The following is a 13,428-nucleotide window of genomic DNA, read 5'->3' on the forward strand; positions in this document are numbered from 1 at the left end:
GAGAATTACTCAACAATTTTACTCACATCTTTGAATTTTGATGGATCACCTAGAACAAAAAGTATCTCTCCAGGCTTTACTTCAGTTTCTTGTGTAAAATAAGGATCGAGTTTTCCGTTATGTAATATTGCTATTGGAATTACACCCTGAGGCAATTGATTTAGTTTTATGCTTTTCTGAACTTTAAAAATTCCAATTGAATAGTCTCCCTCGGCAGAAGGGTACACTATTCCAGCAAAGTTCTTCGATATTGCAGCTGACGCCATAATTCTTCCCATAAAATCCTCATAAGGTATTACAATATCGGCGCCAGCAGTTTTAAAAACGTCAATTAGAGAAGAATCTTTAACCATTGTAACTATTGTTAATGGTGGATTTAATTTTTGTACTTTTAATGTAATTAAAAGCGTCTGAGAGTCATCATCCATAGCGATTATAGCTGAATTAGCATTCTGAATTCCAGCAGCTATAAGATTATTTTCATCTTGCGGGTCACCAAATATGACTTTATCACTCTTTAGCTCTTCATAAAGCTTTTTAGAACTCGTTACTACAACATAGTCATTTCCTAATACTTCAAGTCTTCTTACTGCTGATAGTATACTTTCTGTATTTCCTATGAGAACATAATGCCCTTTCATTAATTTTCCTCTCCATCTTGCCCTTGCGTCTATCCATGTATTCCTGTTTAAAATAGTTGATATTAAAGATTGAGCCATGCTAGCAAATAAACCTACTGTGAAAAGTATCATAATAGTTAGGAAAAGCTTTTCTTGCGAAGGCATTTGATTAATATTTGGAGCATAAAGCCCTACAGTAGTGATCACATTTACAGCAGCATAAATTGCTGAAATCCAATCTAAGCCTTGATAATATACAAATACAAGGGCAATAATGTAAACTACTATACTAAGTAATATTAACTGAACGTAAATTCTCCTTAAAACTGAATACGGAGCTGCTATAAATTCAAGAATACGTATAACATACTTATTCCAAAATCTTAATCTGTCCACAATCTATGATATTCCTTTGTATGTTTAAAGTTTTCTAATGTTAAAGTAAGTTTAAATTATCATTATCAAAATTCAAACTTACTTAAAGCTTATATATTTTTAAACTATATAAATTTTGATGGCCGATAAACCCTCAAAAGATCAAATCTATAATAAAGTAGCTGAATTAACTGCAAGAATTGACAGACTACCTACTATGGTACTACCTATATCAGTAATTCTTGCATTAGCATTTGGTTATTTTATTGCCTTATATGATGTAATTGATATTGGTATTGCATTTTCTGGTACTTCATTACCGTATACTGGATTAACACCATCAGAAGCATCAACCGTAGTTTCAATGGGATTAGCAGGCTACATTCCTGGCGCTATAATATTAGGTTATCTAGCGGATAAATATGGAAGAAAGCCAATGCTAATGTTTACTGCATTATTAACCGCTATAGGAAGTTTAGGTAATGCTTTATCATTTAATTATCCAATGTTTATAGTTTTCAGATTCATTACTGGAATGGGAATAGGCGGAGATCTAATTTTAGTGCCAACTTATATAGTGGAAATGGTTCCAGCTGTCAAAAGAGGGCAGTATTTTAACCTAGTTTATATTGCCGGATGGGCTGGATTAGGTTTAGGTCCATTTCTAGCATCTATTATTGATCTACTTAATCCAGCTATAGGTTGGAGAGTAATATTCTTAATAGGTGCAACTCTAGCATTCATAGTCTTAATAATAAGATCTCATGCATCAGAAACAGTTAGAATGCTTGCGTTAAAAGGAAGGATTAATGAGGCTGAAAAGATAGTTGCAGAGATGGAAGAGAAAGCAGTCCAAAAGACTGGGATTTCCCTTCCTCCTTATAATCCATTAAATTATAAAGTTGAGGAAAAGAATCCACTTGCAGTATTTAAGAACAAGAAGTATGCTGTAAGGATTATATCAGTTATGTTATCAATATTCTTCTTCTATTTTGGTGAATATCCGTACTTAACAGAGTTCTTATTATGGGCTGGTGGTTTAAAGAACTTAACTCAAGCGCAAATAAATGAACTAACCTTCTATTATGGTTTAGCGGGCGTAGCAACATTTTTAGGAGCTATAGCATTAAGGTTCATAGTAGAAAAAATTAGGAGAGCTATACTAACAACAATTGCCTATTTTGTTGGAATGTTATTAGGAGTATTGATAGCCACTTTAGGAACTATTAACTTAAATATTCCATTAGCATTTGGAGGAATGTTATTAACAAACTTTATAGGTGTAGGATGGAGTAATCAGTTAAACTATTTAAATGGAACTGAAAACGTACCAACTTATGCGAGAGCTACATCGTTTGCATTTAGCGATGGTGCAGCACATTTAGGGGCTGCGATATCTACAGCAATAATCTTACCTATAATTTCAAGTATTGGAGCTTTATCTACATGGGTTTTATTCCAAGTACCTATGGTAATAATGGGAATTGTACTAATCTTCGTATTACCAAACACTATAGGGCAAAGTTTAGAGAAAATTAATGAAGCTGGAGCTGGTATTTAAACCTTAAGACAGTCCTTAATTTTTTCTATTAAAAGTTCTGCATCTTCTTTTTCTATATGAATGAAATATCTCCAACTCTCATCATTTAGTGAAGGAAAATGAAGTACAATATTTGCTAAGTTTTTACATTCTTCACTATCTATGAGTATGCTAGGATTATTTTTCAAAAATTGCTTAATGAAATTTAATGCTGTCAGAGGTTTCCCCATCTTTACTAAATTTAATGCAACTTCAATTTCCTCCATTTTAATCCCCAGTGTACAAAACCTAATATAATTCCGCTAATTAATGAAAGTATTCCTACTAGTGATATGGTCCCGCTATAAGGATAGATGTTTGAAAATATACCATAACCCATTAGTAATACTGCTGAAATAGATAAGAGAGCATCATAATATTTAAAGCCTATTGTTTTTCTTGTGAAAAATGGGAATAAAGCTGAAACAATAACGTGAGAGCCATAAAGCGTTACTAAAGAAGCTTCAGTAGTTAAATTATATACTTCAGTATATTGTCCTGTAATACTAGCAATTAAGTTAATAATTAAGAAAAATCCAGCAACAGCTAAAATAGATTCTAGCATATTATTCCTTAGTAAACTATATGTTAATCTTGATAATGCAACATATGCTGCTGTTACTGAGCCTATTAAACTATTTAGTGTGAAAATAAAAATAACTAATGCCATAGGATTTCCCATTAGTTCTTGAGCGATATAAAAAGCTGGATACTGAGTTATATTAAGCAGGTTTTGAACACCAGAATCAGAATAGCCAGCAAAGGCAATCTCGAAATATGAGGCAAAGAGTACTGCTATAGAAGCAATCCAATATGCGTATAAATATGATTTTGCGACGGTTTTTCCTTTTCCTATTGCCTCATATCCTAAAAAGAAGGATGCACCTCCACCAGCTAAAGTAAAACCTACGGCTAATGCACCAGAGAAAAAATTAGAAGATGAAACAGTTATGTGTAATGGTTCTAATGAAAATCCTGTGACTGAAAGAACTTTTATTCCTAATATAAAGATGAGAATAACTTCTATTGCAGATGTTATCAATGCATAGAATAATGGTGGTCTTATTCCTGTAAGAAGAAGTAAAGTCAAAATTATTGGTATTAAGATTTCTATTATGGAAATTACATAGGTTGGCAGTGAAAATTCAGAAGTTATTACAATTCCGGTTAAATAAGTAGTTGCTGATGGCAAGTAAATAGCATAACTTATCCAGTAAAGCCATCCAGCAATTCTACCTAATAATTCTCCTCCTCCTCTTCTTGCAAACTCATAAGTTCCACCAGTTGAGGCAACTACTTTTGAATATCTATAACCTATAAGAACCCATAGAAAGTAAATTAACGCTCCAAGTACGCCTGCTATAAAAGTAGAGGATAAAGCGTCTGAAAGGGCAAAAGTTAGATATGCAGATGCTGATCCTAGAGGTGCAATTGAGCTTAATGATTGAGCGTAGACTAAATAGCTTGGTATTGAGTTCTCTTTTGGTTCCAATTTCTTGGATAAGCTAACCATATGTTTAATTTAGATAAGGTAAATATATTTTTTCTTACCTCTCTTTACCTTCTGTTATCGTTCTTTGCAAAACAAGTAAGAGAAAGAATTAGAAGTTAATTGATACGGTAGAAAGTTTCTTAGATTCTTGGCTCATTCTTATATTTCAAGAATTTAAGATAGTTTATAACTTTTCGAAACGACTAAGTGAATTTCCTAGAAAATTTCTGTATTATATTTCTAATATCATGAGTCACTATGTTATCATGAGGGCATGCTTCAATACAGTCTCCTACTCCTACACATTTGAAAGCCTTAAATTCACCCTTCTTAATGAACGAAGCTCGCATATCTGTTAAACCAACTGGACAAGCTGTGGCGCAATCAACACTTCTACAATTTAAACACAGCTTAGGATCCTTAACCTTAAGTTTAAAGAGACCTAGATATCCAAAAAATTGATTAAAGGATCCCCATGCACATAATCCAGAAGTTACACAAGAATAATTTCCTAGGAAGGGCATCGTTACAAACTGAAGATACCAAATTACGTTAAAGTAAAGGCTACTATAAAATACTGTCGGATCGTTACCTAGAATAGTGAAGTTAATTATTTTTTCAAAATTAAGGTAAGATAGAATTGCAAAAATAATAAGTGAGCCCCAAATTATTATCATCAATATTTTGTAGAAATTGCTCATTTTTGATGTTAGAGTCTTTTTACCTAATTTTGATATCCTATTGTATTTTTTCATAGAATCTTGAAAAGTCCCTTGAAGCATAAAAGGTGCAGTACAAGTCACAGAGCAAACTTGTCTAGATCCAAATAAAAATGAAAGAATTGCAGTTACAATATAAGTGCCCAAAATACCATCAATAAGATATGAAGGTTCTACAGGACCATAAGTTCCAAAACCATTAAACCACATATATGGTATGTATTCCACACCATTAGCTATTGGTGAAAAACTAGGTAACCAAATACTATATACAAAGTAAGCTAAAATCATAAGAAATATTCTTACTTTATTCTCTATCTTATTTACTTCAACTAACCTAAAGAAAGCTAAACTTCCTAACCAGACTCCCATTTCTAACATAAACCAAGGACTTGCTGTAATCGTTGCAAATACAGACAGAAAGTCGACAATCAGATATAAAGGATTAGAAATCGGAAAATATCCGAATTGATTAAATAAGTTCTGAATGTTGGTAACATATCCAGTCACGTAACTTAAAACTCCACTAGAGAACCATGCAAATACAAAAGCTAAAAATAGTAGTAAGAATGCTAATTTAGAATTATTAAGATATGTTGTTTTTCCTTTTCTCATGAAGAAACGTAATAAAAGATATAATTCTGGGATAGCTAAAAGATAAGTAGGTGTGTCAATAAAATCATTAAGAAATAAAATCATATATGTTAATGATAAAGCGATAAGTATATCTAATGCGACAAATGGATATTTAGTATTTGTATTTCTGTTTAGATATAGATTCTGAAATAATATTGCAACTAGAAATAGATTTATAAATATTAAAGGTATAATGCAAAATGCACTAAATGGAATAGAAATAAATATTAAAAAATATATATTTTTAGATATTAAAAATACAAATTTTTGTAAAAAAAGGTTTAAATTGGAAAACTTCACTTAGGTCACCCTTTAGATAGGATATGGATATATATTTGGATCACTGAAGAATAATACCATATTAGAGTTAGTAGTGTTGAATAGATCTGATGGAGAGGTGATTCCTGGGATAACGACTTGCAATGCGCCTGGCTTTAATGTCTGCCATATAGGATTATCTTGATTTGCAGATATAACTGCACTATCATATGTTGTCATAGCTGCCTCTAAAGCTGAAATACTATTTAGACAATTTCCAGTTGGATCAGTTAAATTAGATGGCACTATTTGTTGGCATTGTCCTGTCACTGGATTTGGAAATATATTAGGATCAAAAACTAGTACTACTACAATATACCATGGAATTGAAGTATTTGTAGTAAATGTTACTAAATGATCGTGAGCTGGTGTAGGTAAAACTCCTTCAGGAAGTCCAAATACTCCGTTATAAATTCCTAAATGCTGTTCAACGGCTGTAAATGCTGGAGAATATATTAAGCTCATATGATCTGGGCATGCAGTTGGTGTAAGTGCAGCACCACATTGAGTTAATATAATGTATGTTTGATTCTCATAACTAAATGTTGGAAATCCTTGTGGAGTCACACCTAATTTCTGTACTCCAAATATTGATAAACCAGCAAAAGCTGGAACTAAAACAAATACTGGTGCAGCTCCTTTAGGAAAAGCAGAAATATTACCAGCACCTACTTCACAGCCCATAGCTTTACTTACATTTAATGCTGCGTTAGGGAAGAACACTGTACCGTTAGGAGTGCATTCAAATTGTGCAGTATACTCAAAAGTGATCACTTGGCCATTATAAAACGCTCCTCTTGCATTAACAGTTAAAGGCTTTGTAACTATCTGAGTTTAAGTACTTGTAGTTGAAGATATCGAAGTTAAGGTAGTTGTTGTAGTAGAGATTGATGTACTTGTAATTGTTTTAGTTATGGTTGGTTTTGATGCATATAGATAAAAGCCTATAGCCGCTATTATAATTAATATTATGGTTACAGCTCCAAACACTATATTTGATACTGCTCTTTTAGATTTTTATCGAACTTTTCAGTCTTTTTCATGATGTTTCTAAAGAAACAATTATTATAGCTTATTTAAGGATTACTTAAACTTTTTTAACACAAAATAATACAGTGATTATAGTTATAAGCTTTTATATATTATAAAACTATTAGGAATATCAGTCTTCTAGCCTTTCTAATAGGGATAATTATAGCAATACTATTTCTCTCGATATATAAAGGCTCCTCAAGTAATACCATTATAGGTAAGACTATATCTTCTAATTTATATAGGCAATTAATTGAGCTTAGTAATAACGGATATAACATTTCAGTAGCAACTACTAACATTAGAATATTTCCAGAAAATTTCTCACCTAATGGTAAACCTGCAGTAATATTTGTTGGAGCAGAATATTGCCCTTATTGTGCAGCTGAAAGATGGGCCCTTATAATAGCATTACTTAGGTTTGGTAACTTTAGCGGGTTAGAATACATGTTATCTAGTTCTATGTATGTTTATCCAAATGTTCCTACTTTTACATTTGTTAACGCAACTTACCATAGTAAGTATATTTCTTTTATAGGAATTGAATACGAAAATAGACAAGGTCAACCATTAGAAGAAGTACCACAGAGCATATATCAGATGTGGATAAATTATGGTAATGGCTCAATACCCTTTATAATTTATGGATATTATTATCAAGTTGGAACCACTATTGATCCAGAGTTATTAGCTGGGAAGAATTGGACATACGTTGTATCTCAACTTCATAATTCAAATAGTTTAATATATAAAGAGATATATGCACAAGCTAATCTTATAACTAAAATAATTTGTCAAATAGACGGAAATAAGCCTTTTAACGTATGTTCTCATTTTATAATTGGTAACACTACAAGTAACTTAAGTTTTTATCAAAAATCTAATGCTGAATATTATTCTACTTTAATAGTATTATTATCAGAGGATCTAAAAAACAAGTAAGAAAGAAAGTGTTTACTGAATCAATATTATAGCTTAATTTAAATAAGCTAAACCTAATTTTTTCTCATGGATAAAGAAAAGATTAAAAATATGTTAGAGGAGTTAAAGGATGAAATAGATTCAATATCTTCTGATTTAGACGAAATAATAGATAATATAGATAGTATGTCTGAAGATGAAATAAAAAAGAAAATAGATGATATTGTTGATGCAATACTTGATTTAAAAGATGATGCTAAAGATTTACAGAAATCAATTTAATTTTTTATCATACCGTATTATTATAAAGATAAATTTAAATTCCTCAAATTTAATATTAAATTGATGCTTATATCAGCTGAGTTGACTATAAAAATAATTTTCACTGTTATAAGTTTAGTTACGGGTTTTTATGGAGTAGTAAATCTAATATTTTATAAGTTGAGTTTACCAGGATTTGAAGGTAAATGGGTAATCCACATGTCAGCTACCTTATTAGCTGTTTCAGTCGCTTTAATTATTTTAGCCTATACGTTTATTTAATTACTTGTATTTAAGATGATAAGGATTGGAAAAATATCTAAAGATGAAGAGGAGTATTATTTTGCCTATGATAAAGGGAAATGGAGAGAAGTTAAAGTAAAAAACAAGGTTTGGCATTCAGTCAAAAGCCAAAAATATTTTGAAGCAGAAATAAGTGAAGAAGAAGGTACAATAATAAAGAGAGTTTTTAAGAAGGAAAATAATACAATCATCGATTACTTCGTAATAGAAAATGGAGAATTGAAAGAACTTATTTTGAATTGCAAAGAAATTGATAAAATTCTAGAGGAGTCTGTCTTTATTTGTGAATACAAAGATAAAGTAAAATTTTATAAATACAAAGGTAAGCTATTTGAAGATAAAGTTCAACTACAGAACTATATTTATAATCAAATAAAGAGAGAATTTGATAACGATTTAATTAAGGTGGAAGGGAAAATGAAAGTTGAAACATCAAAAGCTTATCTTTTCTCTATAAAGGGAAAAGAAGTATGGATACCTAAAAGTGTTTGTTCATTTAATGAGAATTACATTGAAATACCATTATGGTTTGCAAAGTCTAATTATATTATAAGTGAAAAGGAATATAATCAAATTATAAGTGAAAAGATGAAGAAATATGAAGAAGAGTTAAGCAAAATTGTGTTCATCTAATAAAATGATGTTTTTCATCCTCTACAATTTTTTCAATTTCGCCTTTAACCTCAAAATTTCTCAAATAAAAATTAAGAGCTTGTTCTTCAACCTTATTAACAACTAATTTAATCGCTTTGTTACCTAGTAAACCTACAATGATTCCAAGAAATAATAGTAAGTAATATACCGGCTTTTCTAAACGACTTTTTCTAAATCTTTTGAAGTAATTCCAATGCGTTAATTCATTTTCGTAAGCGTAAAAGAATCTCCCTTCTTTTTTTATCATATAAATACCTTTAGCTAAACCAGTAGCTCCTGCTTCACCCAATAAGGCTAAAAGATACTTGTCCATAAGTTAATATGAGAATGGAAATTTAAAAACAAGTGTAATAATCTCTTAAACATAATCTTTATAATTATGCTTTGCTGTTGAGTAATTTCTTAACTTCTCTCTCTAACCAATACTCACTATCTAATAAGAACGTTATCGCTTTACCTTGTTTTCCCATTCTTCCAGTTCTTCCTATTCTGTGAATATAAGTCCTTATATCTTTGGGTGCATCGAAATTTATTATCTCGCCAACCAAAGGAATATCTAAACCTCGTGAAGCTACATCAGTAGTAATTAACATATCATATTCTCCTTTTCTAAAAGCATCAATATTTCTGTTCCTTACACTTTGCGGTAAGTCCCCTCTTAATTCTACAGCATTATCAAATATTCTTACTAATTTAGCTACTCTACTCCTTGTTCTCACAAATACTATAATTCCACTTTCTTTATAAGTCCTTAATGCTTTTATTTTACTTCTCCAATCATCTTCAACTCTAATAAAGTTGTGTTCAACATTGGCTAATCCAATACATGCTTCTACTTCCTCGTAATCAGAGATGAACTCTCTTGCAATCTTTCTTATTTCTTCTGGTATAGTTGCAGAAAAAAGTCCCGTAATTTTTCTATTAGAAGTCTGAGAAAGTATTATTTTTACGTCATCAATGAATCCCATCTCTAACATTAAATCCGCTTCATCAAGGATTACAATTTCGAAAGATGAAAGATCTATTTCGCCCTTGCTCCATAAATCTAAAAGTCTACCCGGTGTAGCAACTATAATATTAGCATCTTTTACTCTCTTAATTTGGGATTTATAGGGCATTCCTCCATAAACTTCTGCAACTTTAACGTCCATATATCTACCTATGTCCCTTATATGTGAGGCTATTTGTCTTGTTAATTCTCTAGTAGGTGTAACTATTAAGCTCTTTTTACCTAGCTCAAGAATTGGGATTACGAATGCTGCAGTCTTTCCACTTCCAGTTTTTGCTCTAACGACAACATTTTTTCCTTGTAACATCAAAGGAATTGTCTTCTTTTGAACTTCTGTGAGTTCTTTGAAGCCCATTTCTTTAATGGCTTTTTCTATTTTTTCATTCATAGGATATAAACTACAGTCATTGGAATAAAAGATTATGCATTTTTATTTTAACCCTTTATATTTTCTAGGTAATAAAGTTATATTTTACAAGAACTGTAGGCAGAAAGCCTCACTCTTAACGGTACTCCTCAAATTCAATTCATGAAAAATATTTATTTTAGGCTGGTATGAGGAGATGCAAATTAAAACTTAAGAAATAAATTGACTCATCCTATGTAGGCTCATCTGTAGTTAAAATTTTTTACATACATTTTTTCTCTTTATTAAGGTAATCATAAAACTTATGATATTAATATATTTCGAAATAATTTAACACTTCTCTGACAATATATGATAGAATGTTTTTATATGCTAAATGAAATGAAGATGAATTTTTACCAAAACAGATTAAAACTATGTATAACTTTTTATCTACCTTGATTTATTATCAATGGAATGATTTTGGGAGAACCATAAATGTCGGAGATAACGTCCACACTTTTTGTTATAATTCTAGTAAAGTTTAACCTTATCAATTTTTACAATAGTGTATTTATACTTAGGTGTTTTACTTTCTTCATCTAAACTGTCACAAACAACATAGTTAACATTCGGATCATGCATATACGCAAACACACTCCCTTCTTTTACTTCATTAGAGATTGAAAGTGTGAAGATTGCTGAACCACATTTAGAAGATACCTTGACAATATCTTTGTCCTTTAATCCTAGTCTTTCAGCATCTTTAGGGTTAATATATAATGGCGATTTAAAGCTATTGAATCCGGGAGTTCTATTTATAAGCTCATCGGTATTATATCTTGTTACAGTCCTACCAGTAATTAAGATAAGACCCTCCTCTTTCATTTTCTTATATTCGACTGGGATAAACTTTGCTTTACCAGTAGGGGTAAGGAATTTCTCTCTATAAAGGATTGTATCATTAACCGGATATCTGGATGGTTTAGAGTAATCCATAACTTCATCTAAGGTTAAGTTCGAGTAAATTTTGACAACCTCTTTCATTTCAAGAAATACTTCTTTTGGATCAGATGTGAATCCTTTAAATCCAAGTTCTTTAAACAATAAAGAAATAATTTCAAGTTCACTCTTTGCTTCTCCAGGCGGATTTACAGCCTTAAATCTCCATTTAACAACTCTATCTAAACTTGTCACAGAACCCTCTTTTTCTGCCCACATTGCAGATGGTAAAACAAAATGTGCAAGTTTCGCGGTCTCAGTCATAAATGGATCTATAACTACCAAAAGTTCTAATGATTCTAGCACTTTCTTAACTTTATTTCTATTAGGCATACTTATTACTGGATTAAAATTCATTAAGACTAATGCCTTTAATCCACCTTCGAGTAATGCTTCAGTTACAGTTTTTCCAACCCAGGTTGGAGGTTTAAATCCCCATATTTTCTCTAATTCTCTAGCGTTTTCCTCATTCATTATACCGTTGGGAAAAACATTAGGTTTTATAATATCGCCAGAACCTTGAACGTTTGCTTGACCCCTATAAACTATTAATCCACTTCCGTCAGTTCCAATATTGCCAGTAAGTAATGCTAAGTTTATATAAGCTCTAACGGCATTAACTCCTTCGGATTGAGTTAAACCTAATCCCCAAGAAAAGATTACTTTTTTCTGAGAGATTAGCTTTGCAAATTCTATTATTTTTTCCTTATTTATTCCCACTATTTTCTCAGCTTCGTCTAACGTGTAAGAGGAGATAGTCTTTTTATACTCTTCAAATCCTTCAGTCCTCTTTGAGATAAATTCTTCATCTATTAAATTATTAGAAATTAAATAATTAGCAACAGTGTTAAATAAGTAAATATCTGTTCCAGGGTTAACTTGTAAATGAAGATCTGCAATTTTTGCTGTCCCAGTCATTCTGGGGTCTATTACAACAATTTTTCCTCCATTTTTCTTCAGTTGTACTAGATATTGGGAAATTACTGGATGACTTTCAGTTATTGATTCTCCAGCAATAACTAATACCTTTGCTTTGGAAATTTCTGTAACTGAAGTTGCTGAGGCTCCTATTCCTAGCATTTCTTTTAAAGCCATGGCTGAAGGCTCGTGACAGACTCTCGCGCAAGAATCAATGTTATTTGTCCCTAACGCTCTAGCTAATTTCATGAAAGAGTATACTTCTTCCAAAGTATTCTGGCAACCTCCATAAAAGCCTATTGCTTTTTCTCCGTATTTCTTCTTTATTTCTAATAACTTTGAGGCTATTTCCTTTATTGCTTCCTCCCACGTAATTCTAATGAAAACTCCTTTTTCTCTTTTAAGAGGATATGTTAATCTATCCCAACTATAAATTGGTTCATGGGCTGTACTTCCTTTTCCACATATATGACCTCTACTTACTATATGAGAGGAATCTGGAATTGTCCTTACTATAATATTATTAACAACTTCTAATTTTAAACCACATCCAACCCCACAATAAGGGCATATCGAGCTAACTTCACTCATATCAAAATAATTTGTCACAATAGTATTTATCTGAAATATTAGTAAAAATAAATATTTCAATTTGTAAATAAAAGATGAAGTATCTTCTTTCTATATTCTAAAATCTTACTACTTATGTTAACAAAGTCATTTATCTCATCATCTTTCAACTTAAATAAGTGTGCTACTTCGTTGGCTGTTTCCTTTAGGTAAATTCTAGTGTGATCACAATCAAGTGACTTAACTATTTCTACTCCTTCTTTATAACTTTCTAAGTCACTCCAAAGTTTAAATCTAGTTACTGGTTTGTTGATAATTTCTACGACGTAATATAAGGGTTTCCAGGCAGATAATGTATGACCATGATCAATAATATATGCATTATTTTCTTCATCATCCATCACATGTTCCTCTTTCAAATCAATATTTAATAACCATTCTTCGAAGGGTAATGCTCTTTTAATTTTTTTGAGGTTTTTTACATTTCCATTAGATTTCTTTTCAAGTTGTTTCATTATCATTCCTTCATTTTTGGCTGTAACTTCTAAGACCGGCATATCTAGTATTTTTCCAATCCTAGACGAAAAAAGTTCTGCTATTACTTCATATTTTGTATTAATATCATTATCTTGCTTATATTTCTTAATGAAAAATTGCACTTGTTATAGCAGTT

13 protein-coding genes and 1 pseudogene are annotated in these 13,428 nt (G+C 31.1%); 5 read left to right on the plus strand and 9 right to left on the minus strand.

Features of this window, described 5'->3' with window-relative positions:
• Nucleotides 1–5: 5 nt before the first annotated feature.
• The gene (locus ACAM25_RS04025; protein ID WP_369611055.1) at nucleotides 6–1,016 is read right to left on the minus strand and encodes a TrkA family potassium uptake protein; all 1,011 of its coding nucleotides are present in this window, start codon (nucleotides 1,014–1,016) and stop codon (nucleotides 6–8) included.
• Between the two features lie 118 nt (nucleotides 1,017–1,134).
• On the opposite strand from ACAM25_RS04025, the gene ACAM25_RS04030 reads away from it, so the two are divergent.
• Nucleotides 1,135–2,556: an MFS transporter gene (locus ACAM25_RS04030; protein ID WP_369611056.1), complete on the plus strand. Its 1,422-nt coding sequence runs from the start codon at nucleotides 1,135–1,137 to the stop codon at nucleotides 2,554–2,556.
• Here ACAM25_RS04030 and ACAM25_RS04035 read toward each other — a convergent pair.
• From ACAM25_RS04035 to ACAM25_RS04050, 4 genes and pseudogenes are all read right to left on the minus strand, one after another.
• Nucleotides 2,553–2,801 carry a hypothetical protein gene (locus ACAM25_RS04035; RefSeq protein WP_369611057.1) on the minus strand — a complete coding sequence of 83 codons (249 nt, stop codon included), beginning with the start codon at nucleotides 2,799–2,801 and terminating at the stop codon, nucleotides 2,553–2,555. The genes ACAM25_RS04030 and ACAM25_RS04035 overlap by 4 nt on opposite strands.
• A complete protein-coding gene (locus ACAM25_RS04040) occupies nucleotides 2,777–4,087 on the minus strand; it encodes an amino acid permease (RefSeq protein ID WP_369611058.1) in 1,311 nt (436 codons plus the stop codon). Before ACAM25_RS04040 ends, ACAM25_RS04035 begins: the two co-directional genes overlap by 25 nt.
• Before the next feature lie 182 nt (nucleotides 4,088–4,269).
• Nucleotides 4,270–5,721: a 4Fe-4S binding protein gene (locus ACAM25_RS04045; protein ID WP_369611059.1), complete on the minus strand. Its 1,452-nt coding sequence runs from the start codon at nucleotides 5,719–5,721 to the stop codon at nucleotides 4,270–4,272.
• 12 nt (nucleotides 5,722–5,733) lie between these two features.
• Nucleotides 5,734–6,732 (minus strand): annotated as a pseudogene (locus ACAM25_RS04050) (hypothetical protein).
• Nucleotides 6,733–6,921: 189 nt separating this feature from the next.
• Between ACAM25_RS04050 and ACAM25_RS04055 the strand changes: the two are divergent.
• From ACAM25_RS04055 to ACAM25_RS04070, 4 genes are all read left to right on the plus strand, one after another.
• Complete coding sequence (locus ACAM25_RS04055) at nucleotides 6,922–7,713, plus strand: DUF929 family protein (protein WP_369611600.1); 792 nt, start codon at nucleotides 6,922–6,924, stop codon at nucleotides 7,711–7,713.
• A gap of 66 nt (nucleotides 7,714–7,779) precedes the next feature.
• Nucleotides 7,780–7,974 carry a hypothetical protein gene (locus ACAM25_RS04060; RefSeq protein WP_369611060.1) on the plus strand — a complete coding sequence of 65 codons (195 nt, stop codon included), beginning with the start codon at nucleotides 7,780–7,782 and terminating at the stop codon, nucleotides 7,972–7,974.
• A gap of 63 nt (nucleotides 7,975–8,037) precedes the next feature.
• The gene (locus tag ACAM25_RS04065; protein WP_369611061.1) at nucleotides 8,038–8,235 is read left to right on the plus strand and encodes a hypothetical protein; all 198 of its coding nucleotides are present in this window, start codon (nucleotides 8,038–8,040) and stop codon (nucleotides 8,233–8,235) included.
• Between the two features lie 15 nt (nucleotides 8,236–8,250).
• On the plus strand, nucleotides 8,251–8,889 hold the full coding sequence (locus tag ACAM25_RS04070) for a hypothetical protein (protein ID WP_369611062.1): 639 nt from the start codon (nucleotides 8,251–8,253) through the stop codon (nucleotides 8,887–8,889).
• On the opposite strand, the gene ACAM25_RS04075 is transcribed toward ACAM25_RS04070, so the two are convergent.
• The 4 genes from ACAM25_RS04075 to ACAM25_RS04090 all read right to left on the minus strand — a co-directional run bounded on the left by ACAM25_RS04075 (nucleotide 8,882) and on the right by ACAM25_RS04090 (nucleotide 13,414).
• Nucleotides 8,882–9,223: a hypothetical protein gene (locus ACAM25_RS04075; RefSeq protein WP_369611063.1), complete on the minus strand. Its 342-nt coding sequence runs from the start codon at nucleotides 9,221–9,223 to the stop codon at nucleotides 8,882–8,884. The two genes, ACAM25_RS04070 and ACAM25_RS04075, sit on opposite strands and share 8 nt — an antisense overlap.
• A gap of 64 nt (nucleotides 9,224–9,287) precedes the next feature.
• Entirely contained in the window at nucleotides 9,288–10,307 is a 1,020-nt protein-coding gene (locus ACAM25_RS04080; RefSeq protein ID WP_369611064.1) for a DEAD/DEAH box helicase, read from the minus strand.
• 492 nt (nucleotides 10,308–10,799) lie between these two features.
• On the minus strand, nucleotides 10,800–12,776 hold the full coding sequence (gene fdhF, locus ACAM25_RS04085) for a formate dehydrogenase subunit alpha (RefSeq protein ID WP_369611065.1): 1,977 nt from the start codon (nucleotides 12,774–12,776) through the stop codon (nucleotides 10,800–10,802).
• Nucleotides 12,777–12,832: 56 nt separating this feature from the next.
• Nucleotides 12,833–13,414, minus strand: coding sequence for a hypothetical protein (locus ACAM25_RS04090; protein ID WP_369611066.1), 582 nt, complete (start codon nucleotides 13,412–13,414; stop codon nucleotides 12,833–12,835).
• Nucleotides 13,415–13,428 lie beyond the last annotated feature (14 nt).

Source organism: Sulfurisphaera javensis (assembly GCF_041154675.1).
GTDB lineage: Archaea > Thermoproteota > Thermoprotei_A > Sulfolobales > Sulfolobaceae > Sulfurisphaera > Sulfurisphaera javensis.

Excerpts from the sequence above, each read along its gene's own strand:
- ACAM25_RS04030 (WP_369611056.1), top strand. The coding sequence starts at position 1,135 with ATGGCCGATAAACCCTCAAAAGATCAAATCTATAATAAAGTAGCTGAA.
- ACAM25_RS04035 (WP_369611057.1), bottom strand. The coding sequence starts at position 2,801 with ATGGAGGAAATTGAAGTTGCATTAAATTTAGTAAAGATGGGGAAACCT.
- ACAM25_RS04040 (WP_369611058.1), bottom strand. The coding sequence starts at position 4,087 with ATGGTTAGCTTATCCAAGAAATTGGAACCAAAAGAGAACTCAATACCA.
- ACAM25_RS04060 (WP_369611060.1), top strand. The coding sequence starts at position 7,780 with ATGGATAAAGAAAAGATTAAAAATATGTTAGAGGAGTTAAAGGATGAA.
- ACAM25_RS04065 (WP_369611061.1), top strand. The coding sequence starts at position 8,038 with ATGCTTATATCAGCTGAGTTGACTATAAAAATAATTTTCACTGTTATA.
- ACAM25_RS04070 (WP_369611062.1), top strand. The coding sequence starts at position 8,251 with ATGATAAGGATTGGAAAAATATCTAAAGATGAAGAGGAGTATTATTTT.
- ACAM25_RS04075 (WP_369611063.1), bottom strand. The coding sequence starts at position 9,223 with ATGGACAAGTATCTTTTAGCCTTATTGGGTGAAGCAGGAGCTACTGGT.
- ACAM25_RS04080 (WP_369611064.1), bottom strand. The coding sequence starts at position 10,307 with ATGAATGAAAAAATAGAAAAAGCCATTAAAGAAATGGGCTTCAAAGAA.
- fdhF (WP_369611065.1), bottom strand. The coding sequence starts at position 12,776 with ATGAGTGAAGTTAGCTCGATATGCCCTTATTGTGGGGTTGGATGTGGT.